A 24,754-nucleotide genomic window follows, 5' to 3' on the forward strand; every position below is an offset into this window, starting at 1 on the left:
GGCGAGGGCGCCGAGAGCCTGATCGGGTTCGTGGTCGCCGCCGGGTTGGTCGGCGTGCTCACCGGCCTCAGCGCCGCAAGTTTCAAGCTGCTGCTGCAGCGTGGCGCCCGGCTGCGCGACAGCCTGGCGGTCTGGGCGCACGCCAGCTGGGTGGGACTGGTCATCGTCGTGCTCGTCTGCATGGCCGCCGCCGCGGTTGCGGCAGCCCTGGTACACCGGGTCGAACCGCACGCCGAGGGCAGCGGCATCCCGCGCATCGAAGCGATCGCCGACGGCCGGGTACGGCCCGACCGGTTCCGGATCCTGCCGGTCAAGTACATCGGCGGGCTGCTGGCCATCGGCAGCGGGATGGCGCTGGGTCGGGAGGGGCCCTCGGTCCAGATGGGCGGGACCGCGGCGGTCATCGTCGCCACCCTCACCCGGCGTAACATGGCGGACCTGCGCGTGCTGGTCGCCGGGGGCGCAGCGGCCGGACTGGCCACCGCATTCGACGCACCCATCGCCGGCGGAGTGTTCGTGCTCGAAGAGCTGGTCAAGCGGTTCGACCCACGCACCACGATCGCCACCCTGGTGGCCTCCGCGTCGGGGTTCGCCGCCGCCCGGTTATTGACGCGGTCGGACTATTACGAACTCCCCATGACGGCGTTGGCCGACCCGCGGCTGGTGGAGTCGGGCTGGGTCGTCGCGATCGGGATCGTCACCGGACTGCTCGGCGTGCTCTACAACGGGGCGCTGATGTTCGCCTTGAAACGGGCCGACGCCAGCCGGCTGCCGAAAGAGGTCCGCGCCGGCGCGACCGGTGCAGTCGTCGGGCTGCTGGTCTGGGTGGCGCCGGATCTGGCCGGCAGCGGCGACAACCTGACCCAGCACGCGCTGCTCGGCCACGGCGCACTGCTCGCGATCACCGGTGTGTTCGTGCTGCGGTTCGTGCTCGGAGTCGTCTCGTATGCCGCCGCCACCCCCGGCGGACTGTTCGCGCCCATGCTGGTCCTCGGGTCGCAGTCCGGGTTGGCCGTCGGGCTCATCGCGCAGCATCTGACTCCGCATGCCGTGCCGAGCCTGGCCGCGTGCGCGCTGATCGGGATGGCCGCTTTCTTCACCGCGTCGGTGCACGCCCCGGTGACCGGACTCATCCTCGCCACCGAGATGACCGGTAACACCAACCAGCTGCCGCCCATGCTCGGCGCATGCGCGATCGCGATGCTGGTGGCCGTCGCGCTGCGATCTCAACCCATTTACGATCGACTCGCCAATCGGTCGGCTCGGGCGGCGCAGAACAGCGATGCCGCGCACAGCTGAGCGAAGTCTGAGGTTGGCGCAACAGTTTGGCGAAGATCCCTTGCGGCGGAAATTCTTCGTCGTAGGCTCGTCACTGATGAGCAAGTCAGTGCAACGAGGCGCGCGCGACCGGCCGGACGCAAAGACGCGTGCCGCCGAGACCGACCGTATCCAGGTGGCACAATTGCTCACCGATGCCGCCGCTCAGGGCAAGCTGCAGCTGAGCGATTATGAGGACCGGCTTACCAAGGCCTACGCCGCGCAGACCTACGACGACCTCGACCAGTTGCGGTCGGACCTGCTCGGGTCGTCGGTGAGCCCGCAGCGCGGCGGTGCCACCAAGCCCGCGCCGTCGATGTTGCTGCTGGCGATCATGAGCGCGTTCGAGCGCCGCGGCCGGTGGAATGTGCCCAAGAAGCTGACCACGTTTGCGCTGTGGGGTGGCGGTGTGATCGACCTGCGCTACGCCGACTTCACCTCGACCGACGTCGAGATCCATGCCACGTCGATCATGGGTGGGCAGACCATCCTGCTGCCGCCCGAAGTCAACGTCGAAATCAAGGGGCACGGCGTGATGGGCGGGTTCGACCACAACGTCGCGGGCCAGGGCACGCCCGGCGCGCCGACCGTACGGATCCGCGGCTTCTCCTTGTGGGGCGGCGTCGGCGTCAAGCGCAAGAATCGCAAGAGCCAGAGCTAGTTACCGCCGGCGGGATCGCAGGTAGTCACCGACCACCGCCGCGCCCAGGCCGTCGAGATCGGGATCGACCACCCGGCCCTCGACCCGGCGCGCGACCTGGTCGATGAACCGGGCCAGCCCAGGATCATTGCCCAACCGGAAAATGGTCACCTGTGCGCCCAATCGGGCCATTTCATCGAAGCCGCGCACGGTGTTGGCGATCGTCCGCGGATGCGGCGGATAATCGAAGAAAACCGAGGAGCGCCCGGTGCCGTCGACGTCTTCCAGGTGCGCGGTCGGCTCGCCGTCGGTGACCACCAACAGAACAGGCTGGGCGCCTGCATGCCGGCGCAAATGCCGGCCGGCCAGCGCCAGCGCGTGATGCAGGTTGGTGCCCTGCTCGTAGACACCCTCGAGGCCCATCAACTCGGCGCTGGTCATCGTTCGCGCATAGCGGCCAAACGCGATGATCTGCAACGCATCCGAACGAAACCGGGTGCGCACCAAGTGGTCGAGCGCCAGCGCGGTCTGCTTCATCGGCAGCCAGCGATTCTCCATCACCATCGAGAACGAGGTATCCACCAACAGCGCGACGGCGGCCTGGGTGCGGGTCTCGGTCTCGGACACCTCGACGTCGTCGACAGTGATGCGCACTGTGACATCGGGCCCGGCGCCCCGCGTGCCGGCTTGCCGCAGCACCGCGTTGGTCAGCGTTCGGGTGACGTTCCACGGCTCGGTGTCGCCGAACTGCCAGGGCCGGGTGGCGCCGGTGAGCTCACCCGCGGCGCCGGCACGACGCAGTTCACGTTCGCCGTGACGACTGGAAAGCTGTTGCGCCACATCACGTAACGCCGTCTCGCCGAGCCGTCGCATCGCCTTGGGCGACAGCCGCCACTGACCGTCCGAGCTGCGGTCCAGGAAACCCTGGTTGACCAGCGCGCGCTCGAGCTCGGACAGCGTCCGGGCATCGACGGCGGCCTGGTCGCCGAGCTGGCGGGCCAGCGCGTCGAGGTCGACATCGTCCATCGTCGCGCCGGGGTAGCTCTGCGAGAGCTGCTCGGCGAGTTGCTCCAGCTCGGCGATGTCGGACAGCGCCTGCGCACCCTCGCCCATGCCGAGCGGGTTGTCGCCGCTGAACTCCGACGAGCCGTCCCAGTCCTCACCGGGCCGGGCCGCCTGCAGATGCGTATCCAGCCGCTCCAGCGCCTGCATCAGTGCCGGCGATCCGAATGCCTGCTGCGCCAACGCATCCAGCTCGGCGCGCTGGTCCGGGCTCAGGCTGTTGCGGAACCGCTGCGCGGCCGCGGCACGCTTGGCCAGCGAATCCAGCAACTCCTCGACATTGCGCGGGTTCTCCGGGAAGAACTCGCCGTGGGCGTTCATGAAGTCCTGAAAATCCTGCTGCGAGTCTTCCCCGCGTGAGTGCTTGTCCAGCAGGTCGTTGAGGTCGTTCAGCATGTCGTTGACCCGCTGGCGGTCCTCGTCGGTGGCGCCCTCCAGAGCCTCCTTCATGCCGGCGAAACGCTGGTCGAGCATCTCGCGGCCGAGCAGATCCTTGATCTGGTCGTAGGATTGCCGGGCCTCGTCGCTGCGCCAGCCATACTCGGAGAGTTCCTGCACCGCTTTAGCCGGCGACGGCGACAGCGAATCCAATTGCAGTTCACCGAAGCGGGCGTCGTCGTCCAGCGCGCGGGCCAATTCCTTGCGCTCGGCCAGCACCGCCTCGTCGAGCAGCTTCTTGATCTCCTGTAGCGTGCCGTCTAAGTTGTTCTCGCGCAACAACTCTCGACGACGACGGTTCGCCTCGGCGGCCAGCCGGTCAGCCCCTGTCACACTCTTGGTGCCGCGGCGCAGTAGCTCGGACAGCGCCCGGCGCGGCGAGGTGCCACCCATGACGTCCTGCCCGATCTGTTCGAGCGCCTCGCGCAGATCCACCGGCGGCGCCAACGGATCCGGCCCGCCGGTGTACGCGGAGTACCGCGACGAGTGGCCGCTAGCCATAGACGGTTTCGCCTTCCCCGGAAGCTTTGTCGATGCGCTTGGCCAAATACAGTGCCTCCAAAGCCAATTCGAGCGCGGCAGCACGCTCGCCCTCGGATTCGGCGCCGAGTCGCGCAGCGATCGCGTCGATGACCGGCAAATTCGGCAGCGCCGCCAGCACGTCCTTGGCCGACACCCGCTCACCGGTGGTCACCGCCGAGCCACCCTCAACGGCGGACACTAGCGGGCCGACGTCGATGCCGCCGAGCGCCCGCGACGCGGTGTCGGCGGTGGCGCGGCGCAGCAGGTGCTCCAACACGGCCTGCTCGCGGCCTTCCTCGCCGGACTCGAACTCGAGCTTGCCGCGCAACACGTCGATCACCGTGCCCAGGTCGACCACCCGAGCCACCGGGTCGGTCTCCCCCAGCAAAGCGCCGCGATGCCGGGCGGAGGCCGCGACGGTCTCGGCGGCGGCGATGGCGAAGCGCGCCGACACCCCGGATCGCTGATCGACCGAGTTGGATTCCCGCAGGTAGCGGGCGAACCTGGCGATCACCTGGGTCAGGTACGCGGGGACCTGCGCGCTCAGGTGCGCCTCCTGGGTGATCACGTTGACTTCGGCGTCGAGTTCCAGCGGGTAATGGGTGCGGATCTCGGCGCCGAACCGGTCCTTGAGCGGGGTGATGATGCGGCCGCGGTTGGTGTAGTCCTCGGGGTTGGCACTGGCGACCACGAGCACGTCCAGCGGCAGCCGCAGGGTGTAGCCGCGGACCTGGATGTCGCGTTCCTCCATCACGTTGAGCATCGACACCTGGATGCGCTCGGCCAGGTCGGGCAGTTCGTTGACGGCGACGATGCCGCGGTGCGCCCGCGGGATCAGGCCGTAGGCGATGGTGTCGGGGTCGCCCAGGCTGCGGCCCTCGGCCACCTTGATCGGGTCGATGTCGCCGACCAGGTCTGCAACGCTGGTGTCGGGGGTGGCCAGCTTCTCGGTGTAGCGCTCGCTGCGGTGCCGCCACTGGACCGGCAGGTCGTCGCCGAGCGTGGCGGCCTTGCGAATCGACTCCGGGGTGATCGGCGAATACGGGTGCTCGCCGAGTTCGGCGCCGGCGATCACCGGCGTCCACTCGTCGAGCAGGTTGGTCAATGCCCGCAGTAACCGGGTTTTGCCCTGGCCGCGCTCGCCCAGCAGCACGAAGTCGTGGCCGGCGATCAACGCCCGCTCCAGCTGCGGCAACACGGTGTCCTCGAAGCCGAGGATGCCCGGCCAAATATCGTCACCTTCTGCCAGCGCTGTCAGCAGGTTTTCCCGGATTTCTTGCTTGACACCCCGTTCGCGGTGCCCGGCGGCACGCAGTTCACCGACGGTGCGGGGCAGATTGTTCGCAGCGGTCACCACACCACGCTACTGACAAATGGAAAGACCGGGCAATCGCTGGGATTGCCCGGTCTTCCGAGGTGAGATGTGGGCGACTAGCTCATCGTCACCGTTGCGTGCTCATCGCCTTCTTTCCAGGTGATGGTGCCGTGCTCGAACGTCGACTTGTAGGTTCCGTCCGGCTCCTTCATCTCGTCGGCGGTCGGGTAGCCCAGCTTGCCCTGCGAGGCCTGGTTCTCGTTCCATGCGTCGCGAATCTTGCCCCAGACCAGGTAGACAGGGTCGCCATTCTGCATGATCAGGACGCCATCGTCGAACTGCTGGTAGACGCCGGTGTTGTTCAGGGTGTTCTTCTGGTTGTCGTAGGGCGCGCCCAGTTCCTTCTTCTGCTCCTCGGTGAGGCTGTCGTACTTGGCCAGGATCGGTCCCTCGATGGTGTACATGGTGCCGTTCTTGCCGGCGATCTGCGTCGGGCTGGGCGTGGCCGCCGCGCTGGTCGACGGCTCCATGGCAGCCGAAGACGTCATCGCGGACGATGACGAGGACGCCGCCGAACTCGACGAGGAACTGCTCGAGTTGTTGGACTGGTGGCATCCCGCACCGAGCAGTGCGAATGCTGCAAGGGCGACTGAGAACGACGCTGTTCTTTTTGTTATCGCACGCATTATTTCCTCTCGAATACCTTTCGAATCGCACCGGACTCGCCCCGGTTGACGTGCCCGAATGGTGACTCTATGCCGATTTAATCTTGCGCGGAAGAGGTTTCTGACGAGCCGGTCAGCAAATTGCGGCGCTTTGCCAGACGGTCGGTCGGTGTTCAAATACGCGTTTTTCAGTCGCCCCGACGACTCACATCACCGGCCGCCCTCACAGCTCACCGTGGTCAAAGCCCACCGTGATCACAGCGCAGCTAACCGATAGCCTCTCCTACCATGAATTCCCTCGACTGGCGTGAACGTCCCGAGACCGCACACTTCGGCCCCGCGTCGTGGCAGTCCAGCCTGCTCGCCATGCTGACCGCGATCTTCGTCCGACCGCTGCTGGGTCTGCTCACCCTGATCGGTTTGGTCGTCAATCGCATTAGCCCCGACGCCCTGCAGCGGGTGCGCCTGGACGGCATCGACGGGCCCCTGAAGCTCATCCGGCCGCTGCCCGGCACCGACATCGCGCGCGTGGAGCTTCCGCACTGCCCGGCCGAATGGGTCGTCGCCCCCGAGGCTCGCGCGTCAGAGTCGCTGATCGTCTACTTCCACGGCTCGGCACTGGTGACCCTCGGGCTCAACTCCCATCGCCGCTTCGTCAGCCGGCTGTCGCAGGCGACCGGCGCCAGGGTGCTCAATGTCGGCTATCGACTGGCACCGCAGGCCAGCATCGAGGAAGCCGTCGCCGACGGGTTGGACGGCTACCGCTTCGCGTTGGCGCAGGGGTTCGCGCCCGAGCGCATCGTGTTGGCCGGCGACTCGGCCGGTGGTCTGATGGCTGCCGAGGTCGCCTTGGCGGCGCGCGACGGCGGACTACCGGTGCCGGCCGGACAGGCGCTGATGTCGCCGCTGACGTCGGCGGACATGGACTTGAAGTACCGGGCCCTCAAGGACCACCGCGACGTGATGTTCCCCTTCATGACGGTCAAGTTCATCTACGACGTGTTCGCCACCGTGAACGGCACCCGGCCGCCGCCGGTGATGCCGCCGGAGGCCGACCTGCGGGGGCTGGGGCCCTTCCTACTACAGGTGGGCACCCACGAGATGCTGCGGGGCGACACCGTCGTCTTCGCCGATCGACTGCGCACCCAGCACGTCGAGGTCTGGGTTCAGCAGTGGCACAAGGCCATGCACATGTTCCAGCTCGGCTTCGACGTCAACCCCGACGCCCGCCGCGCGGTCGACGAGGTCGCGGCGTTCGTCCGTTACGCGACGACCGTGCAGGACGACTGCGCCGCTTGAGCTGTCTAATGGGCGAAGTGCCGCGCGCCAGTCAGGTAGAGCGTCACGCCGGCTTTTTGTGCGGCGGCGGTCACTTCGTCGTCGCGCACCGAGCCACCGGGGTGCACGATCGCCGTCACACCGGCGGCCGCCAACGTCTCCAGTCCGTCCGGAAACGGGAAGAACGCGTCGGACGCGGCGACCGCGCCGTGCACCCGAGCGCCGCCGCGTTCGACCGCCAACCGCGCCGCGTCGACGCGGTTCACCTGGCCCATGCCGATACCGATGGTGGCGCCGCCGCGGGCGATCACGATCGCGTTGGATTTCACCGCGCGACAGGTTCGCCAGGCGAAGACCAGGTCGGCCACCGTGGCCGGGTCTGCCGGCTGGCCGGCCGCCAGCGTCCAGTTGTTCGGGTCGTCGCCGGGCGCGTCGATCTGGTCGCGCTGCTGCACTAGTAGCCCGCCGCTGATCTGACGCCGCTCAGTCGTGTCACCCTCCGGCTGAGCGGCCACCAACACCCGGACGTTCTTCTTGCGGGCCAACACATCGACGGCGCCCGGCGCGTAGGCCGGCGCGACGATCACCTCGGTGAAGATCGTGCTGACGTATTCGGCCATCTCGACGCTGACCTCGGTGTTGGCCGCGATCACCCCGCCGAATGCGCTGAGCGGGTCGCATTCGTGGGCCTTGCGGTGTGCGTCGGCGACCGATTCAGCCGAGACGGCGATGCCACACGGGTTGGCGTGCTTGATGATCGCGACGCAGATCTCGTCGTGGTCGAACGCCGCCCGCCAGGCCGCGTCGGCGTCGGTGAAGTTGTTGTACGACATCTCTTTTCCGTGCAGCTGCTCGGCATGCGCCAGGCCGGGCCAGCCGCTGTCGTCGACGTAGAGCGCGGCCCGCTGATGCGGATTCTCGCCGTAGCGGAGCTGGGTCGAGCGTCGCCACGTCCCGGCCACCCACTCGGGGAAGGCCGCGGCCGGCTCCTCGGGCGCCAGCGTCGACTCCATCCAGCCGGCCACCGCGACGTCGTAGGAGGCGGTGTGCCGAAACGCCAACGACGCCAGCTTTTTTCGCTCGGCCAGCGTGAAGCCGCCGCCGCGCACCGCGGCCAGCACCCCGTCGTAGCCCAGCGGGTCAGTCACCACGGCGACGCTGGGGTGGTTCTTGGCCGACGCGCGGACCATCGACGGTCCGCCGATGTCGATCTGCTCGACACATTCGTCGACGCCCGCGCCGGATTCGACGGTCTCACTGAACGGGTACAGGTTGACCACCACCAACTCGAACGCCGCGATGCCGAGTTGTTCCAGCGCGGCGGCATGCTCGGGTTTGCGGAGGTCGGCCAGCAGGCCGGCGTGCACCCTTGGGTGCAGGGTCTTGACCCGGCCGTCGAGCACCTCGGGGAAACCGGTGAGCTGCTCCACCGGGGTCACCGGAATCCCCTTGTCGGCAATGGTTTTCGCGGTTGATCCGGTCGACACGATCTCCACCCCGGCGTCGGCCAGCCCTTTGGCGAGCTCGACCAGACCGGTCTTGTCGTAGACGCTGATCAGCGCGCGGCGGATCGGCCGCCTCTCGTCGCTGCTACTCATCCGATGGTCGCCTTTCGTCCGCTCCAGGTCACGCCGCCGGTCGCCACCGCGGCTATCACATCCACCAAGAGTCGCCGTTCGGTGACCTTGATGCGTTCGTGCAACGTCTCTTCGTCGTCGTCGTCGAGCACCGGAACAGCCTGCTGGGCCAGTATCGGGCCGGTGTCGGTGCCGGCGTCGACCAGATGCACTGTGCAACCGGTGACCTTGACGCCGTGGGCCAGCGCATCGGCCACCCCGTGCACGCCCGGAAACGACGGCAACAGCGCCGGGTGTGTGTTGATCGTCCGGCCCACGAAATTCGAAAGAAATTCCGATCCAAGAAGTTTCATGAAGCCGGCGGACACGACGAGGTCCGGCGAATGCTCAGCGGTGGCCTCGGTGAGTGCGGCGTCCCAGGCGGCACGGTGCGGGTAATCGGCCAGTCGCACCGTGAAGGACGGCAGCGACGCAGCGGCGGCGATGTCGACGGCCGCGCAGTCGCGATCGACGCCGACGGCCACCACCCGGGCCGGATAGTCGTCGACGGCGGCATCCAGTAGGGACGTCAACAGCGAACCGGTGCCCGATGCCAGCACCACCAATCGCGCCGGTGCGCTGGGAGGCACACGGAACGACTGCTGCACAGGTCAGAGCCTAGCGGTCCTCATCGTGAGGCAGATCGACGCCCGACGACTCCGCGTCGCTGTCGCCAGCCCCGGCCAGCGGGTCGGCGGGCACCGGCGGCTCGTCGCGCGCCGGCGCAACGGGGACCGGCCTGGACTTGCGCGGGCGACGTCTGATTCCGCCGGCCATCACGACGGTGAGCGCGCCGATCGCGGTGAACCACAGGAAGATCGCGAAACCGAATGTCCCCTGGTCGATTCCGACGTCGCCGAAGTTGCCCAGCTGGCCACCGCCGGCGTAACCGAGCAGCGCCAGGGTCAGCGCCGCCAGCAGCGCCGCAATGCCGACCTTCGCCATCGCGTCCGACAGCGGCAGTGGCCGTCGCGCACACTGCTGCCCGAGCGCGACCGCCGAGGCCGCCCCGACAATCAGCAAGGCCACCCACACCGGGCCCAGCGGCGGGTGCGGCGCCGCGGCCAGCACCGGCAGCGCAGGGATGTCACCGCCGAAGACGGTGAACGAGCTGAACGTCGCAAAACCCAGGTGGGCGCTCGATCCCACCGCCATCGCGGCGGTCGCCACGATCACGTTGGGTATGTAGAGCACCGACAGCAGCGTCAGGCTGAACTGACCGAAGATCGAATTGGTGATGCCGTACAGGTCCTGCATCGTCGCCCAGTGCACGACCAGCGAACAGGCTGCGATCATGCCGGACAGCCCGAGCAGTGCGAGAACGCCGGCCATTGCCGCGCGCAACGAGTCGGGCAGCCAATCCGGCAGCGGCGACGCGGCGAGTGCCCGGCGGCCGACCTGCGACCCCACCCCGATCATCGCGCCGATGGCGTGCACCACCAGCACGCTCATGAAGGCGCGCAACGCATCGGGTGTCTGCAGTTCGGTGATCACCGAGGCCGCGTCATGGATGACGGCCAGCGCGATCGCGGTGAACAGCAGCGGACCGCCCAAGGCCGACGCGACGATCCATCGGGTGACCAACCACGAGGTCGTCGGAGCGGTGGCGTGCGCGGTGCTGCGCGCAGTCCCCCACACCATCAGCAGCACCGGCAGCAGCGGCATCACACCCAGCTCGCGGCCACCGATCGAGATCGGCACCTGATGCACGCCGAGCCATATGCTGGCGATCGCGCCCAGCGCGCCGGTCATGTCGCTGTTGGCAATCACCAACTGCAACAACGTCACCGCGGCGATGGCCACCAGCGCCACCACTGCCGGTCCGAACGCGACCCGCAGGAGGTCACGCGACTGGCGGGCGCCCGGGGTTCGACTGTCCGGGGTCACGGTTCGAGGACGTTACCGACCGATTCGCCGTGCTGGCGAACCGCCACGCTAGCGGTCGCGCACACTCAGGACTGCGCGGGGCCCGACGGCGAGGACGGCGCCTGCGGCTGCTGACCCGAGCCGTACGCGTGCGGGGAACCACCCTGGTCGGTAGCGCTGCCCTGCCCTTGGGCGCTGGAGCCGGACGACGGCGGCGGGCTGAAGCTCGGGAAACCCGTCGGCGGAGTGGCCGATCCGTGCTGGGACTGCGGTCCCTGTTGCGCGCCGAAACCGCCGGTCGTCGGGCCCGACGGGTAGCCGCCGTACTGTGATCCGTAGCCGGACTGCTGGTATGCAGCTTGCTGCTGGCCGTAGTAGCCGCCGTACTGGCCGAAGTACTGGTCGTACTTGGGACGGGGTGCCGGCGCGGTGATCACACCCGCATCCAGCAGAAGGGCGCCGATGGCCAGCGCTGCCTGCACGACACTGGCCGTGACCGCGATCCACAGCCCGGTGCCGCGATCCATTGCGTCTATGGTGTCCTGGATCAGCAGCAGCGAACCCAGCAGCGCGGCCGTGGCCACCGCGGCGAGGTGGTTCTTGGCCTTGGGCAACAGGCTCATTCCGGCCAGCAGACCGGCCAGCAACACCAGGTCGATCGGCAGGGTGCTGCCCTTCTCGACGAGCTCGTCGCCGTTGGGTAGCAGGCGGGAGACCATCGGGAAGTAGCTCGCCAGATAGGTCAGCACACCCAGCACCGCGACTGCGATGGTCAGGTAGTGCTTGAGGTTGCTCTCGGTGTCCTCGGAATTCGTGGCGGGAGGCCCGTAGGCGCCGGGCGACTGCGCGGGGGGATATCCGGCATTGCCGGGCGGGTAAGTCATGGCTTCTCCTGTGCCTTCCGGTGCGGTTGCGGCACCACTGTGGTGCGGCGCTGGTTACTCCCGCGCGCCGCTTCTGGAGAGGCTACCGGTAAGCGCCGGGTCAACGCCGTGCGCGGCGGCCCGCGCGGGCTGTGCAATGCGAGCCAATCCACCACGCTAGCCCATCTCGAGCGCGGCGTCGGTGCAGGCCTTGGCAGCCGGCAGCCGCGCCCGGTGGTTGCCGGCAAGATTGGAACACGTTCTAATTCATCCATGGACTACGGGCTTGTGCTGTTCACCAGCGATCGCGGAATCTCCCCGGCGGCAGCTGCCACTCTTGCCGATACCCACGGATTTACCACGTTCTATGTGCCGGAACACACCCACATTCCGGTCAAGCGCGAAGCGGCCCACCCGACTACCGGTGACGAGACACTGCCCGACGACCGCTACCTGCGCACGCTGGATCCCTGGGTGAGCCTCGGCGCGGCGTGCGCCGTCACGTCGCGGGTGCGACTGGCCACCGCGGTGGCGCTCCCGGTCGAACATGACCCGATCACGCTGGCGAAATCCATCGCGACGCTGGACCACCTCTCGGGCGGACGGGTCAGCCTGGGCGTTGGGTTCGGCTGGAACACCGACGAACTCGCCGATCACGGCGTGCCACCCGGCCGCCGCCGCACGATGCTGCGGGAATACATCGAGGCGATGCGGGCGCTGTGGACCGACGAAGAGGCCTCCTACGAGGGTGAATTCGTCAGCTTTGGGCCCAGCTGGGCGTGGCCCAAGCCGGTGCAGTCGCACATCCCGGTGCTGGTCGGGGCGGCCGGCACCGCGAAGAACTTCACCTGGATCGCCCGCAGCGCCGACGGCTGGATCACCACGCCCCGCGACTTCGACATCGACGAGCCGGTGCAGCTGCTGCAGGACACCTGGGCCGCGGCGGGCCGCGACGGCGCCCCGCAGATCGTCGCGCTGGACTTCAAGCCGGTGCCGGAAAAGTTGGCGCACTGGGCCGAGATCGGTGTCACCGAGGTGTTGTTCGGACTGCCCGACAAGTCCCACGATGAGGTGGCCGCCTACGTCGAGCGGTTGGCCGGCAAGCTTGCCGCAGCGGTCTAGCCACTGACACTGACAGGAGGTGCACCGTGAGCGGGCAGGGCAGTCACTTCCCCTATCGCTACGAGACCCGGCTGGCTCCGCTGTGGCTGGCTTTTCGGGCCTGGCCGAGCACGCAGGGCGTCACCGTCACCGACGACGGCCGGCTGATCGTCCGCTACGGGCCGTTCCGGGTCGATGCGCCGCTGTCTCAGATTCAGGATGCGCATATCACCGGCCCGTACCGGTGGTGGACCGCGGTGGGTGCGCGGCTGTCGCTGGCCGACGACGGACTGACGTTCGGCACCAACGCAACTCAAGGCGTGTGCATCCACTTCGAGCCGCGGATCCATCGCGTGATCGGTTTGCGCGATCACTCGGCACTGAGTGTGACCGTCGAGGACTGCGAAGGCCTGGTCGCTGCGCTGACTCGCTAGCCGAGCGACGCGCGGTTGATCTCCTCGTCGGTCGACTTCACGGTGATCCTGGCACCCAACGGGTCGCCGTCGGTCATCAACGCCACCAAGTCCTCGTCCTCGGTGAGCGCCATGAACCGCGAGCCGTCGGCGTCGAGCCGGCCGATGATGACCCCGGTCGTCGTCGGCCAGTCGTAGCGCACGGAGTAGGTCTCAATGGTGCCCGCGCCGTTGGGGTTTCGAGTGACCGGCACCTTCGGCAACGCGGCGATGTCCTGCTGCAATGCCGTGCTGCGGTCGGCGGCCCAGTCGCCGGGTTCGGTGGAATACACGCCCACCGAATACTTGCTCATCACCCCGCCGTTGGCGCCGACCAGCCCGAACGAGCCCGGCTTGTCGCGCATGGCGGCCACAGTCTCGGCGATACCGTGCAGCGAATAGCTGTTGCCCGGGCCACCGAAATACGGCAGACCACCGGTGAGCGTCAGACCACGCGGGTCGTCAGCGGCGAGCCCGAAGCCATCGCACACCGCGAAGACCGGGAACGGAAAGCAGCTGTAGAGGTCGAACGTCGTCACGTCGTCGATGCCGATGCCAGCACCCCGAAGCGCTTCTGCCACCGCCTGTTTGGCGGAGTAGCTGATGTGTAAATCGACGCGGTCCAGCAAGTCCTGCTCAGTCTGATCGGCGTGCCCGCGCAGATACACCCGCTTGTCCTCGGGCACCCCGAGCCGGCGGGCCGCCGACACCGACATCACCAGCGCGGCCGCCCCCTGGTTGACGGTGTCGCGCGCCACCAGCAGCCGCGGATACGGGTCGCAGATCATCCGGTTCTCGTCGGTGACGGTTTCGATCTCCTGCACCGAACGCTCCACCGGCGACGACGAGAACGGGTTTTTCGCAGCGACTTTCGAGAACGGCGCAAATAGCTCGGCCATCTTCCGGCGATAGTCGGCGACGCTGAGCCCGAGCCGTCCGCGGCGAGCGTTGTCGAGCAGTCCGTACTGCACGGGCGCCCCGGTCAGCCCGTGTTTGGCGGTGTACTCGCTCATGTACTGCTCGAAACCGTATCCGCGGTCCTCGAGCTGGCCACCGACGTGCTCGGTGAAGTTCGGCTTGTCGTCGCGTCCGGCGAAGTACTTCGCTGTGGACCCGGGCTCGGACCCGAGGATCAACGCGACCTCGAGGTCACCGGCGGCGATCGCCCCGGCGAACTCCGTCATCAACTTCTGCGGACCGTTGCCGCCGATCGACTCGAGCACCGCACGCGCCGGATTAGCGCCGACGCGCTCGGCGACCGACCGCACATAGTTGTCGGAGCAACCGAACGGCGGCGTGTTGAACGGGGTGCAGATCTCGAATTGACGCAGGCCGGCAAACACCTCGATGGCATCGGCCACCGTGCTGACGTCGGTGCCGCTGTCAGCGAGCGCGGCGCGCACGGCCTCGGTGGCCAGGTCGACCGCGGACATGCCGCGATATCCGGGATCGTCGATGCGCTCGGTGAACTGGCCCACTCCGACGACAACGGGAGTGCGAGGATCGATGGCGCCGCTCCTCCTCATTGGCGTCGCTCATGCGACGCACGGATGAGTCGCTGGCGCGGGCCGACCGCCATTACAGGCCTCCTGAAAAGTGTTACTTCGTCAGGCTAACCGAAACCTGTAACGTGTTCCAATTTTGGCTTGCCAGATGGCGAGCGCCTACAGGCTCGCCAGGATTTGCCGGGCGAGCGCGGCGGTCTCCGACGGAGTCTTGCCGACCTTGACCCCAGCGGCCTCCAGCGCGTCCTTCTTGGCCGCTGCGGTGCCCGACGAGCCGGACACGATGGCGCCGGCATGGCCCATCGTCTTGCCCTCGGGCGCAGTGAATCCCGCGACGTAGCCGACGACCGGCTTGGACACGTTGGCCTTGATGTAGTCGGCCGCACGCTCCTCGGCGTCACCACCGATCTCGCCGATCATCACGATCAGCTTGGTCTCGGGATCATTCTCGAACGCTGCGATCGCATCGATGTGGGTGGTGCCGATCACCGGGTCACCGCCGATCCCGATCGAGGTGGAGAACCCGAAATCGCGCAGCTCGTACATCATCTGGTAGGTCAGCGTGCCGGACTTGGACACCAGGCCGACCGGTCCGGGCCCGGAGATGTTGGCCGGGGTGATGCCGACCAGCGCCTGGCCCGGAGTGATGATGCCGGGGCAGTTCGGGCCGATGATCCGGGTCTTGTTGCCCTTGGACTCGTTGTAGGCCCACGCATAGGCGCTGTCCTGAACCGGGATTCCCTCGGTGATGACGACCAGCAGCGGGATCTCGGCGTCGATGGCCTCGATGATCGCGTCCTTGGCGTAGACCGGCGGTACGAAGATGATCGAGACGTCGGCCCCGGTCTTCTCGATGGCCTCTTTGACGTGGGCGAACACCGGCAACTCCACCGGCTCGTCGTCGACGTTCTTGTGCGCGACGGTGGTGCCGGCCTTACGCGCGTTGACGCCGCCGACGATGTGCGTACCGGCCTTGAGCATCCGGGCGGTGTGCTTGGTGGCCTCGGATCCGGTGATGCCCTGGACGACAACCTTGTTTTCAGCGGTCAGGAAGATAGCCATAAGTCATTGATTCCTTTGCTCAGGCGTTCGCCAGCTCGGCGGCCTTGTCGGCGGCCTGGTCCATGGTGGGCACCAGCGTCACCAGCGGGTGGCCGGCTTCGGTCAGAATCCGCCGTCCTTCGTCGACGTTGTTGCCGTCCAGCCGCACGACGAGCGGCTTGTTGGCGTCGTCGCCCAAGATCTCCAGCGCCTTGACGATGCCGGTGGCGACGGCGTCACACGAGGTGATGCCGCCGAAGACGTTCACGAACACGCTCTTGACCTGCGCGTCGCCCAGCACGACGTCCAATCCCGCGGCCATCACCTCGGCCGAGGCGCCGCCGCCGATGTCTAAGAAGTTGGCCGGCTTCACCCCGCCGTGCTTCTCGCCGGCGCAGGCGACGACGTCGAGGGTCGACATGACCAGTCCCGCGCCGTTGCCGATGATGCCCACCTGGCCGTCGAGCTTGACGTAGTTGAGGTCGTGCTCCTTGGCTTTGAGCTCCAGCGGGTCGGTGGCGTCACGGTCCTCGAACTCGACATGGCCGGGCTGGCGGAAGTCGGCGTTGCCGTCGAGGGTGACCTTGCCGTCGAGCGCCAAGATCTGGCCTGGGTCGTCCTCACCGCGGGAGGGAGTGCGCACCAACGGGTTGACCTCGACCAGGGTGGCGTCCTCGCCGACGAACACCTCCCACAGCTTGGCGATGGTCACCGCCGCGGCGTCGAGCACCTCGGCCGGCAGGTGGCCCTGCTCGGCGATCGAGCGGGCGAACGCCACGTCGACGCCGGTGACGGCATCCACCGGAACCTTGGCGAGGCGCTCGGGCTTGGTGGCCGCGACCTCTTCGATCTCCACGCCGCCCTCGACCGAGCACATGGCCAGGTAGGTGCGGTTGGCACGGTCGAGCAGGAAGGAGATGTAGTACTCCTCCGCGATGTCGCTGGCCTCGGCGACCAGCAGCTTCTTCACGACGTGGCCCTTGATGTCCAGGCCGATAATGTCTTTCGCGTGGTTGTACGCGTCATCGGGGGTCGCGGCGTACTTCACACCGCCGGCTTTGCCTCGTCCACCGACCTTGACCTGCGCCTTGACCATCACCGGACGCCCGATCTCTTCGGCGATGGCTTTGGCTCCATCGGCGGTGTCAGTCACCCGGCCGGGCGTGGTTGGGACGTTGTGCTTGCTGAACAGCTCTTTTGCCTGGTATTCGAAAAGATCCATGGGCTCACTTCTGTGTGTCGGCCTATTTGCAAGCGAGTCGAGGTTTTCCGTCACCCGCTTGCGGGAACTGTATCGAGACGGGCTGTTGGTTCCACCGTCGGCATCGGTGGATGTGTCAGACCTCACTGAGCCCCGGGAAGTGATTCAAATCACATTCCCCGATCAATTGCTGCCTTGGCTTGCCACGCGTCGCGCTCGACGGTTAACGTCTCAGGGTCCAGATCACGTTATGGTTACGGCGCGAAGGACCCATCACGTTGGCCCAGCAAATCCCGGCTCGGTCTCCTGAGCAAGGAGCGCTCTCGGCGTCGCGCAAACGCAGGTCGACCCTTCACTGCAACGAAGTCACGGACATCATTCCGTTCAACGAGTTCGGCAGACTCGCCGATTGCGACTTCAGCGAAAACTCCGCTTTCGAGAAAGAAGCCCAGGTCCTCGGAGCGCCGGAGCTCGACGACCGCGACGACACCGACAACCTTCGCGTTCTCGACCTGATCGGTCCCAGCGTCTTCGAGCGTCGCCTGAGCCCGCTCGAGCGGGGCGCGAATCGGGCCCGCAGCGAATCGGTCGCTCGCGCGCAGCACCGCAAACAGCTCTCGGGGCCCACTCGCGGCCGGGTTTTGATCGGCGCGGTGGCTGCCGGTGCCGCCGCAGCGGCCGCGCACTCGGCCGCCGAGATGCCTCAGCACTCCAAAGCCGCGACCGTGCTCGCCGCCCGGTCCGCCACGACCGGCCCGATCAGCATCTCCGACGGCGGCATGCAGGTGGTCACCGTGCAGCCGGCCGCCAAAGTCGCCGTGCACAACGCCGAACTGGCCCACGGGGTCGCGTTTGCTCAGGAGCGCGCCCAGCGTGAGGCCCGGCTCCAGCAGCCGCTGTTCGTGATGCCAACCAAGGGAATGTTCACCTCGGGCTTCGGCTACCGGTGGGGCGTCCTGCACGCCGGTATCGACCTGGCGAACTCGATCGGCACCCCGATCCGCGCCGTCTCCGACGGCGTCGTCATCGCCGCCGGCCCGACCGCGGGCTACGGCATGTGGGTCAAGCTGCGGCACGCCGACGGAACCGTCACGCTCTACGGGCACGTCAACTCCACCATGGTCAGCGTCGGTGAGCGCGTGATGGCCGGCGACCAGATCGCCACCATAGGCAACCGCGGCAACTCCACCGGCCCGCACCTGCACTTCGAGGTGCTGCTCGGTGGCAGCCAGCGAGTCGACCCCGTGCCGTGGCTGGCCAAGCGCGGCCTGTCCCTCGGTACCTTCGCCGGTTGATGTGACCGAGCCGAACAATCCCGGTCCAGCCAATCCCGAATCGCGCATCATTCGGCGCGCGCCCACCGGTAGGCTGCCGCAGGCCGTTGACTACTTCGGCACCACCCACATCCCCCAGCCATCGGGCCTGTCGCAGCAGCAGTTCGCGCCGCGCCCCGAGCTGGCACGCGTGCCCTTCGGTGAGCCCAGCCGGACCACAGCGGTGGCTGCCGCGGCCGTCAGCATCATCAGCGGTTGGGCCACGTCGGTCGTGGCGACCGAGCTGATCGCCGGCTGGTGGCATTCCGATCGGCTGTTCTGCGTCGCGGTGGCGTTCCTTGCCCTGGTGTTCTCGGCCGCCACCATCTCCGGGGTGATCCTGTTGTTGCTGCGGCAACCGCTGAGCCGCTACCTGATCGTGGCCGGCGCCGTGGTCGCGATCCTGACCTATCTCGGCGTGTTCATCGCCGGGGCACGGGTGGCCTGGGTGGTGCACACCCTGCCGCTGCTGCCGATCACCAGCACGGTGCTGACGCTGATGCCACGCACCCGCGATTGGCTGCTCGAATACTAGAGCTTGGCCACCGGGGCGTGGTTGTGCATCAGCTTGACCCGCCCTGAACTGCCGAAGTCGATCAGCGACATCGCCGACTCGCCGATGCCGGACACCTCTTCCACACGGCCCAGCCCGTACTTGTCGTGGGTGACCCGGTCGCCGGGCTCGAGCACCAGCGGCGGACGCTTGCTGGCTCCGCCACTTCGGGCCGGCGACGGACGCGGCGCGCCGAACCGGCCGGCCCCGACGACCGGTGCGCGCAGCGACGGGGTGGGGTCGGTGCGCCGCCAGTCGATCAACTCCTGCGGAATCTCGCGCAGGAAACGCGATTCCGGGTTGAGCATCGGCTGTCCCCACGACGACCGGACCTTGGCCCGGCTGACATAGAGCCGCTGCCTCGCCCGGGTGATCCCGACGTAGGCCAGTCGACGCTCCTCGGAGAGCTCGGCTGGATCGCCCAAAGCCCGCATGTGCGGGAACATTCCGTCTTCCCAACCGGTGACGAACACGACGGGAAACTCCAGCCCTTTGGCGGTGTGCAACGTCATCAGCGTCACCAAACCGGCGGTCTGTTCCGGAATTTCATCGGTGTCGGCCACCAGCGATACCCGCTCCAGGAACTGCGCCAGCACACCGGTGTCCGGCACGTCCTCGTCGTCGGGAGCGTCGTCGAGGGCGGCGGCGTTGGCCAGGTCGGTCGCGAATTCATGTGCGACGCTGACGAGTTCGTTCAAGTTATCCAGCCGGGCCAGGTCCTGTGGGTCCGACGACGACTCCAACTCCGTCCGGTATCCGGTACGCTCGAGCACCGCCTCGACCAGTTCGCCGAGGTCGTCTCCGGACGACGCGAGCCGGGTGCGCAGTTCCTCCATCATCTCGACGAAACCGGCAATTGCCTTGGCGGACCGGGTGTTCAGCAATGCCACCTTGCCTTCGGCAGCGGCTTCCAGCGCGTCGGCGAAGCTGGACCCGGTGTTCTCGGCGTACACCGCGACGCACGCCTCGGCCCGATCACCGATGCCGCGTCGCGGTGTGTTGAGGATGCGCCGCAGGCTGACCGCGTCGCCGGGATTGTCCAGCACCCGCAGGTAGGCGACGACGTCGCGGATCTCCCTGCGTTCGTAAAAGCGCACTCCCCCGACGACTTTGTACGGGATGCCGGCCCGGATGAACACCTCCTCCAGCGACCGCGACGAGTTGTTGGTGCGGTAGAAGACGGCCACGTCGTTGTAGGTGATGTCGCCGCGCGAAGCCAGCGCATCGATTTCCTCGGCGATGAACCGTGCCTCGTCGTGCTCGTTGTCGGCGACGTAGCCGACGATCAGCTCGCCCTCGCCGGCGTCGGTCCACAGCCGCTTGTCCCGACGGGCGGGATTGCGCGAGATCACCGAGTTGGCCGCCGACAGGATGTTCTGGGTGGAGCGGTAATTCTGTTCGAGCAGGATCGTGGTGGCGTTCGGGTAGTCGCGCTCGAAGTCCTCGATGTTGCGGATCGTCGCGCCGCGGAACGCGTAGATCGACTGGTCGGCGTCACCGACGACGCACAACTCGCCCGGTGGCACACCGTCGTCGCCGGGTTCGAGGTCGCGACCCACCAGCTCGCGCACCAGCACGTACTGCGCGTGGTTGGTGTCCTGGTACTCGTCGACCAGGATGTGCCGGAAACGGCGGCGGTAATGGTCGGCGATCGCCGTGTTGGCCTGCAGCACCGCGACCGTCTCGCCGATCAGGTCGTCGAAGTCCAGCGCGTTGGCCAACCTGAGCCGTTGCTGGTACTCGGCGTAGACGGCGGCCACCGTGCGCGCCAGATCGTCGGCGAGGTCAGGCTGGCCGGGGTCGGACAGCTTGGCCAGCGCCTGCTGCGGATCGATCAGCTCGTTCTTCAGGTTGGAGATGGAGTTGGCCAGCAGTCGCGGCGAATACCGCTTGATGTCGAGGCCGATGTCCTTGCCGATCATCTGCAGCAGACGGCGCGAATCGTCGGCGTCGTAGATCGAGAAGTTGGAGTTGAGGCCCGAGATCAGCGATGCCTGGTTGCGCAGGATCCGCACGCAGGTCGAGTGAAACGTCGACACCCACATACAAGACCCAGCTCGAGCTCCTATGAGCGTCGCCACCCGCTCGCGCATCTCCGCGGCGGCCTTGTTGGTGAAGGTGATGGCCAGCACCTGGCCGGGTCCGACGTCGCGGGCGGCCAGCAGGTAGGCGATCCGGCGGGTCAGCACGGCAGTTTTGCCCGAGCCGGCGCCGGCCACGATCAGCAGCGGCGAGCCCTCGTGCAGCACCGCCCGCCGCTGCTGTGGGTTCAGGCCGTCAAGCAGCTGATCAGTTTGGGATTCGGTCACGTGCTGCACACTCATCGGATCTCAACCTACCGCCGTCGGACGACACCTTTGCGCTGGAACGCCCGCAAGTGGCACACTCAGTTTCGTGCTCAATGCGCAGTGGCGATTTTTCTACGGGTACCGGCCAGCGGTGCCCGTGGTTTAGCTGCTTCCCAGAGCCCCGCGGTCCGCTTATCCGGATCCGGGGCTCGTCTCTTGTGTGAGGCCCCAACCGGATGAAACCGCAACCACCTCCACACCGTCCACACAACGAGATTTCGGAGCCTGAGATGACTATCGAGACAGAACACCCCGCCGACATCGACGAACTGCGGCTGGAAATCGACCGGCTCGACGCCGAGATCCTGGCCGCGGTCAGGCGCCGCGCCGAGGTGTCCCGGGCGATCGGCAAAGCCCGGATGGCATCCGGTGGCACCCGGCTGGTGCACAGCCGCGAAATGCAGGTCATCGAGCGCTACAGCGAACTCGGCCCCGAGGGCAAGGACCTGGCCATGCTGCTGCTCAGGCTGGGCCGCGGCCGGCTCGGTCACTGATCCGGCCGGCTCGACGCCCGTTCACTGGGCCTTCGGCGCCGGCGACGTCGCGTTCTGGTCGAAGTGACTAAGGTCGAGGGATGACTGCGGTTGAACAGATTCCCGACATTTCAGTGACTCCGGCATGGAGTGCGCTACAGCAGCACCACCGACAGATCGGCGAGACGCAGCTGCGTGATTTCTTCGACCAGGATCCCGATCGCGGTCGCGAGTTCAACCTCACCGTCGGAGACCTCTACATCGACTACAGCAAACACCGCATCAACCGCGACACCCTGAAACTGCTGATCGGCCTCGCCCACGCGGCCCACCTCGAGCAGCACCGCGACGCGATGTTCGCCGGGGCGCACATCAACGTCTCGGAAGACCGCGCCGTGCTGCACACCGCGCTACGGCTTCCGCGCGACGCAACCTTGACCGTCGACGGCCAGAACGTGGTCGCCGATGTCCACGAAGTGCTGCACAGGATGGGCGATTTCACCGACCGGCTGCGCAGCGGCGAATGGGTCGGCGCCACCGGTAAGAGGATCAGCACCGTCGTCAACATCGGCATCGGCGGTTCGGATCTCGGCCCGGTGATGGTGTACCAGGCGCTGCGGCACTATGCCGACGCCGGCGTCTCGGCCCGGTTCGTCTCCAACGCCGACCCTGCCGATCTGATCGCCAAGCTGTCCGATTTAGACCCTGCCACAACGCTTTTCATCATCGCATCGAAGACCTTCACCACGTTGGAGACCCTGACCAACGCCACCGCGGCGCGGCGCTGGCTGACCGATGCACTCGGCGACGACGCGGTGGCCAAGCACTTCGTGGCCGTCTCGACCAACGAGAAACTGGTCGAGGAGTTCGGCATCGACACCGCCAACATGTTCGGGTTCTGGGACTGGGTCGGTGGACGGTACTCGGTCGACTCGGCGATCGGGCTCTCGGTGATGGCCGTCATCGGCCGAGAAGCATTCGCGGACTTCCTGTCTGGCTTCCACATCGTCGACGAGCATTTCCGCACCGCGCCGCTGGAGTCCAACGCGCCGGCGCTGCTCGGCCTGATCGGGCTGTGGTACTCGGACTTCTTCGGCGCGCAGGCGCGTGCGGTGCTGCCGTACTCCAACGACATGGCCCGCTTCGCCGCCTACCTGCAGCAGCTGACCATGGAGTCCAACGGCAAGTCGGTCCGCGCCGACGGCAGCCCGGTCACCACCGACACCGGTGAAATCTTCTGGGGCGAGCCGGGAACCAACGGCCAGCATGCGTTCTACCAACTCCTTCATCAGGGCACCCGCCTGGTGCCGGCGGACTTCATCGGCTTCAGTCAGCCCACCGATGACCTGCCCACCATGGACGGCACCGGCAGCATGCACGATTTGCTGATGAGCAACTTCTTCGCTCAAACGCAGGTGCTGGCGTTCGGCAAGACGGCCGAGGAGATCGCCGCCGAGGGCACCGCCGCAGATGTGGTGCCGCACAAAGTGATGCCGGGCAACCGACCGACCACATCCATCCTGGCCACCCGGCTCACCCCGTCGGTCGTCGGCCAGCTGATCGCGCTCTACGAGCATCAGGTGTTCACCGAAGGGGTGATCTGGGGCATCGACTCGTTCGACCAGTGGGGTGTCGAACTCGGCAAGACACAGGCCAAGGAGCTGCTGCCGGTCCTTACCGAAGACGCCTCTCCGGCACAGCAATCCGACAGTTCGACCGACGCGCTGGTGCGCCGCTACCGCGCCGAGCGAGGTCGCGCTGACTAGGCACCCTGCGCCGAGAGTGAATCTCACGACGCGACACGCCGCGTAGCCGTCGCGGGATTCACGTTCGGCGAAACGTCTGTCCGCGTCATCCGGCTACTTCAGCAGCCGCGACATCCGCCGGTCGGCCAGCACCTTGCCACCGGTCTGGCAGGTCGGGCAGTACTGAAACGACTTGTCGGCGAACGACACTTCGCGAACCGTGTCGCCGCAGACCGGACAGGGTAAGCCGGTGCGGGCGTGAACCCGCATGCCGGAACGCTTCTCGCTCTTCAGCGTGGCGGCCTGCTGGCCCACCGATCGCGACACCGCGTCGGACAGCACCGTGATCATCGCGTCATGCAGGGCGGCGAGTTGGGCCTGGTTGAGTTTCGCGGCGGTGGCGAACGGCGACAGCTTGGCGACGTGCAAAATCTCGTCGCTGTAGGCGTTGCCGATGCCGGCGATCACTTTCTGGTCGGTGATGACGGACTTGATCCGGCCGGTGTTGTTGGCGAGCACCTCGGCTAGGCCGTCGGCGGACAACTGCAGTGCGTCGGGACCTAGCGCGGCGATGCCGGAGACTTTTCCCGGGTCGTCGACGAGCCACACCGCCAGCCGCTTCTGGGTGCCCGCCTCGGTCAGGTCGAAGCCTGGCGAATCGCCGGGTGGGCCGAGGTGGACGCGCAGAGCGATCGGACCTTTACCGGGTTTGAGCGGGACCGCAGCAAGCTTGTCCGACCAGCGCAGCCAGCCGGCCCGGGACAGATGGGTGATCAGGAACAGCGTGCCGGCCCGCATGCCGAGGTATTTTCCCCAGCGGTCGGCGCCGGTGACGGTCAGGCCGTGCAGGGCGTTGATCGGCGGGGCGAAGGTCTTGAGCACCGACAGCGCGGCGACGTCGACGCGGCCGACGGTCATTCCGACGGCGTGTTGGCGGAGGTAGTGGGCCAGCGCCTCGACTTCGGGCAGTTCGGGCATAGCTCCAGTGTGCCGGTCAGCGCCGGGCGGGGCGGACGACTAGCGACAAGAACCAGCTGACGATCGACAGGGCGATGGCGGCCTTGATCGCCGTCCACCAGAAGTGGTCGATGGCCAGGCCCCAGTGGGTGGTGTTCGCGGTGATCCGGGCGGTGATCCAGAGCATCAGGGCGTTGACGACGATGTGGAAAAGACCCAGCGTCAGGATGTAGAGCGGGATCGACAGAATCTGTACGACGGGCTTGATGAAGGCGTTGACCAGACCGAATACCACCGCGACGGCGAAGATGATGCCGATCCGCTGCAGGCGGGTGTCACCGCCGACGAAGCTCAGCCCGTGGACGAATTTGGTGACCACCCAGAGCGCGAACCCGGTGACCACAGCGCGGATGACGAAGGCTCTCATGCGCTGAAGCTACTCGCCGGGGCCCACCGTGAACGGCCAAACCCTGGTAACCGGCG

The 24,754-nt window shown here is 67.2% G+C and carries 23 protein-coding genes and 1 pseudogene; 10 read left to right on the forward strand and 14 right to left on the reverse strand.

What is annotated here, in order from left to right; translation table 11 throughout:
* Together ABDV69_RS10225 and ABDV69_RS10230 are read left to right on the forward strand one after the other, a co-directional pair.
* The coding region (locus ABDV69_RS10225; protein ID WP_343573820.1) for a ClC family H(+)/Cl(-) exchange transporter at positions 1 to 1,299 on the forward strand (1,299 nt) is incomplete at its 5' end.
* Positions 1,300 to 1,375: 76 nt separating this feature from the next.
* Positions 1,376 to 1,978 (forward strand): DUF1707 domain-containing protein, encoded by a 603-nt coding sequence (locus tag ABDV69_RS10230; protein ID WP_343573822.1) that lies wholly within the window; start codon positions 1,376 to 1,378, stop codon positions 1,976 to 1,978.
* On the opposite strand, the gene ABDV69_RS10235 is transcribed toward ABDV69_RS10230, so the two are convergent.
* From ABDV69_RS10235 to ABDV69_RS10245, 3 genes are all read right to left on the reverse strand, one after another.
* Positions 1,979 to 3,958, reverse strand: a complete 1,980-nt coding sequence (locus tag ABDV69_RS10235; RefSeq protein ID WP_343573825.1) for a VWA domain-containing protein — start codon at positions 3,956 to 3,958, stop codon at positions 1,979 to 1,981.
* Positions 3,951 to 5,336, reverse strand: coding sequence for an ATP-binding protein (locus ABDV69_RS10240; protein WP_343573826.1), 1,386 nt, complete (start codon positions 5,334 to 5,336; stop codon positions 3,951 to 3,953). Before ABDV69_RS10240 ends, ABDV69_RS10235 begins: the two co-directional genes overlap by 8 nt.
* Positions 5,337 to 5,410: 74 nt before the next feature.
* Complete coding sequence (locus tag ABDV69_RS10245; protein ID WP_343573827.1) at positions 5,411 to 5,758, reverse strand: hypothetical protein; 348 nt, start codon at positions 5,756 to 5,758, stop codon at positions 5,411 to 5,413.
* Position 5,759: 1 nt separating this feature from the next.
* Here ABDV69_RS10245 and ABDV69_RS10250 point away from each other — a divergent pair, with 1 nt between their 5' ends.
* Positions 5,760 to 6,029, forward strand: coding sequence for a hypothetical protein (locus tag ABDV69_RS10250; protein ID WP_343573828.1), 270 nt, complete (start codon positions 5,760 to 5,762; stop codon positions 6,027 to 6,029).
* Between the two features lie 218 nt (positions 6,030 to 6,247).
* Positions 6,248 to 7,258 (forward strand): alpha/beta hydrolase fold domain-containing protein, encoded by a 1,011-nt coding sequence (locus ABDV69_RS10255; RefSeq protein ID WP_343573831.1) that lies wholly within the window; start codon positions 6,248 to 6,250, stop codon positions 7,256 to 7,258.
* A 5-nt stretch (positions 7,259 to 7,263) separates the two neighbouring features.
* Here ABDV69_RS10255 and purH read toward each other — a convergent pair whose 3' ends face one another.
* The 4 genes from purH to ABDV69_RS10275 form a co-directional block, all read right to left on the reverse strand.
* Complete coding sequence (purH, locus tag ABDV69_RS10260; protein ID WP_343573834.1) at positions 7,264 to 8,835, reverse strand: bifunctional phosphoribosylaminoimidazolecarboxamide formyltransferase/IMP cyclohydrolase; 1,572 nt, start codon at positions 8,833 to 8,835, stop codon at positions 7,264 to 7,266.
* Positions 8,832 to 9,461 (reverse strand): phosphoribosylglycinamide formyltransferase, encoded by a 630-nt coding sequence (purN, locus tag ABDV69_RS10265; protein ID WP_343573836.1) that lies wholly within the window; start codon positions 9,459 to 9,461, stop codon positions 8,832 to 8,834. The genes purH and purN overlap by 4 nt, the downstream gene beginning before the upstream one ends.
* Positions 9,462 to 9,471: 10 nt before the next feature.
* Positions 9,472 to 10,740, reverse strand: a complete 1,269-nt coding sequence (locus ABDV69_RS10270; protein ID WP_343573838.1) for a DUF6350 family protein — start codon at positions 10,738 to 10,740, stop codon at positions 9,472 to 9,474.
* Positions 10,741 to 10,805: 65 nt separating this feature from the next.
* Positions 10,806 to 11,603, reverse strand: a complete 798-nt coding sequence (locus tag ABDV69_RS10275) for a DUF5336 domain-containing protein (protein WP_343573841.1) — start codon at positions 11,601 to 11,603, stop codon at positions 10,806 to 10,808.
* A 252-nt stretch (positions 11,604 to 11,855) separates the two neighbouring features.
* Here ABDV69_RS10275 and ABDV69_RS10280 point away from each other — a divergent pair, with 252 nt between their 5' ends.
* Both ABDV69_RS10280 and ABDV69_RS10285 read left to right on the forward strand, forming a co-directional pair.
* Positions 11,856 to 12,704 (forward strand): LLM class F420-dependent oxidoreductase, encoded by an 849-nt coding sequence (locus ABDV69_RS10280; RefSeq protein ID WP_343573844.1) that lies wholly within the window; start codon positions 11,856 to 11,858, stop codon positions 12,702 to 12,704.
* Positions 12,705 to 12,730: 26 nt separating this feature from the next.
* A complete protein-coding gene (locus ABDV69_RS10285; protein WP_343573847.1) occupies positions 12,731 to 13,117 on the forward strand; it encodes a hypothetical protein in 387 nt (128 codons plus the stop codon).
* Here the strand turns inward: ABDV69_RS10285 and ABDV69_RS10290 are convergent.
* The 3 genes from ABDV69_RS10290 to sucC form a co-directional block, all read right to left on the reverse strand.
* Complete coding sequence (locus tag ABDV69_RS10290) at positions 13,114 to 14,661, reverse strand: acetyl-CoA acetyltransferase (protein WP_343573848.1); 1,548 nt, start codon at positions 14,659 to 14,661, stop codon at positions 13,114 to 13,116. The two genes, ABDV69_RS10285 and ABDV69_RS10290, sit on opposite strands and share 4 nt — an antisense overlap.
* A 138-nt stretch (positions 14,662 to 14,799) precedes the next feature.
* A complete protein-coding gene (gene sucD, locus ABDV69_RS10295) occupies positions 14,800 to 15,702 on the reverse strand; it encodes a succinate--CoA ligase subunit alpha (protein ID WP_343573849.1) in 903 nt (300 codons plus the stop codon).
* A 19-nt stretch (positions 15,703 to 15,721) separates the two neighbouring features.
* Positions 15,722 to 16,903 (reverse strand): ADP-forming succinate--CoA ligase subunit beta, encoded by a 1,182-nt coding sequence (gene sucC / locus ABDV69_RS10300; protein WP_343573850.1) that lies wholly within the window; start codon positions 16,901 to 16,903, stop codon positions 15,722 to 15,724.
* 257 nt (positions 16,904 to 17,160) lie between these two features.
* Between sucC and ABDV69_RS10305 the strand changes: the two genes are divergently transcribed.
* Entirely contained in the window at positions 17,161 to 18,177 is a 1,017-nt protein-coding gene (locus ABDV69_RS10305; protein ID WP_343573852.1) for a M23 family metallopeptidase, read from the forward strand.
* 1 nt (position 18,178) lies between these two features.
* Positions 18,179 to 18,730 carry a hypothetical protein gene (locus ABDV69_RS10310; RefSeq protein WP_343573854.1) on the forward strand — a complete coding sequence of 184 codons (552 nt, stop codon included), beginning with the start codon at positions 18,179 to 18,181 and terminating at the stop codon, positions 18,728 to 18,730.
* Here the strand turns inward: ABDV69_RS10310 and pcrA are convergent.
* Positions 18,727 to 21,072 (reverse strand): DNA helicase PcrA, encoded by a 2,346-nt coding sequence (gene pcrA / locus ABDV69_RS10315; protein ID WP_343573856.1) that lies wholly within the window; start codon positions 21,070 to 21,072, stop codon positions 18,727 to 18,729. The genes ABDV69_RS10310 and pcrA overlap by 4 nt on opposite strands.
* Before the next feature lie 200 nt (positions 21,073 to 21,272).
* On the opposite strand from pcrA, the gene ABDV69_RS10320 reads away from it, so the two are divergent.
* Positions 21,273 to 21,590 (forward strand): chorismate mutase, encoded by a 318-nt coding sequence (locus tag ABDV69_RS10320; protein ID WP_343573858.1) that lies wholly within the window; start codon positions 21,273 to 21,275, stop codon positions 21,588 to 21,590.
* Positions 21,591 to 21,670: 80 nt separating this feature from the next.
* Positions 21,671 to 23,335 carry a glucose-6-phosphate isomerase gene (gene pgi / locus ABDV69_RS10325; protein WP_343573860.1) on the forward strand — a complete coding sequence of 555 codons (1,665 nt, stop codon included), beginning with the start codon at positions 21,671 to 21,673 and terminating at the stop codon, positions 23,333 to 23,335.
* 93 nt (positions 23,336 to 23,428) lie between these two features.
* On the opposite strand, the gene ABDV69_RS10330 is transcribed toward pgi, so the two are convergent.
* From ABDV69_RS10330 to ABDV69_RS10340, 3 genes and pseudogenes are all read right to left on the reverse strand, one after another.
* Positions 23,429 to 23,887 (reverse strand): zinc finger domain-containing protein, encoded by a 459-nt coding sequence (locus ABDV69_RS10330; protein ID WP_343573905.1) that lies wholly within the window; start codon positions 23,885 to 23,887, stop codon positions 23,429 to 23,431.
* A gap of 168 nt (positions 23,888 to 24,055) precedes the next feature.
* Positions 24,056 to 24,292 (reverse strand): annotated as a pseudogene (locus ABDV69_RS10335) (DNA-formamidopyrimidine glycosylase family protein); the annotation flags it as partial.
* 16 nt (positions 24,293 to 24,308) lie between these two features.
* Positions 24,309 to 24,698, reverse strand: a complete 390-nt coding sequence (locus ABDV69_RS10340) for a phage holin family protein (RefSeq protein WP_343573863.1) — start codon at positions 24,696 to 24,698, stop codon at positions 24,309 to 24,311.
* Positions 24,699 to 24,754: the final 56 nt, after the last annotated feature.

Origin of the sequence: Mycobacterium sp., assembly GCF_039583785.1 — a bacterium.
GTDB lineage: Bacteria > Actinomycetota > Actinomycetes > Mycobacteriales > Mycobacteriaceae > Mycobacterium.

Coding starts and splice junctions, on each gene's coding strand:
- sucD (WP_343573849.1), bottom strand. CDS start 15,702: ATGGCTATCTTCCTGACCGCTGAAAACAAGGTTGTCGTCCAGGGCATC.
- ABDV69_RS10280 (WP_343573844.1), top strand. CDS start 11,856: ATGGACTACGGGCTTGTGCTGTTCACCAGCGATCGCGGAATCTCCCCG.
- sucC (WP_343573850.1), bottom strand. CDS start 16,903: ATGGATCTTTTCGAATACCAGGCAAAAGAGCTGTTCAGCAAGCACAAC.
- ABDV69_RS10290 (WP_343573848.1), bottom strand. CDS start 14,661: ATGAGGAGGAGCGGCGCCATCGATCCTCGCACTCCCGTTGTCGTCGGA.
- ABDV69_RS10255 (WP_343573831.1), top strand. CDS start 6,248: ATGAATTCCCTCGACTGGCGTGAACGTCCCGAGACCGCACACTTCGGC.
- pcrA (WP_343573856.1), bottom strand. CDS start 21,072: ATGAGTGTGCAGCACGTGACCGAATCCCAAACTGATCAGCTGCTTGAC.
- ABDV69_RS10235 (WP_343573825.1), bottom strand. CDS start 3,958: ATGGCTAGCGGCCACTCGTCGCGGTACTCCGCGTACACCGGCGGGCCG.
- ABDV69_RS10340 (WP_343573863.1), bottom strand. CDS start 24,698: ATGAGAGCCTTCGTCATCCGCGCTGTGGTCACCGGGTTCGCGCTCTGG.
- ABDV69_RS10230 (WP_343573822.1), top strand. CDS start 1,376: ATGAGCAAGTCAGTGCAACGAGGCGCGCGCGACCGGCCGGACGCAAAG.
- ABDV69_RS10320 (WP_343573858.1), top strand. CDS start 21,273: ATGAAACCGCAACCACCTCCACACCGTCCACACAACGAGATTTCGGAG.
- ABDV69_RS10275 (WP_343573841.1), bottom strand. CDS start 11,603: ATGACTTACCCGCCCGGCAATGCCGGATATCCCCCCGCGCAGTCGCCC.
- purH (WP_343573834.1), bottom strand. CDS start 8,835: ATGAGTAGCAGCGACGAGAGGCGGCCGATCCGCCGCGCGCTGATCAGC.
- pgi (WP_343573860.1), top strand. CDS start 21,671: ATGACTGCGGTTGAACAGATTCCCGACATTTCAGTGACTCCGGCATGG.
- ABDV69_RS10245 (WP_343573827.1), bottom strand. CDS start 5,758: ATGTACACCATCGAGGGACCGATCCTGGCCAAGTACGACAGCCTCACC.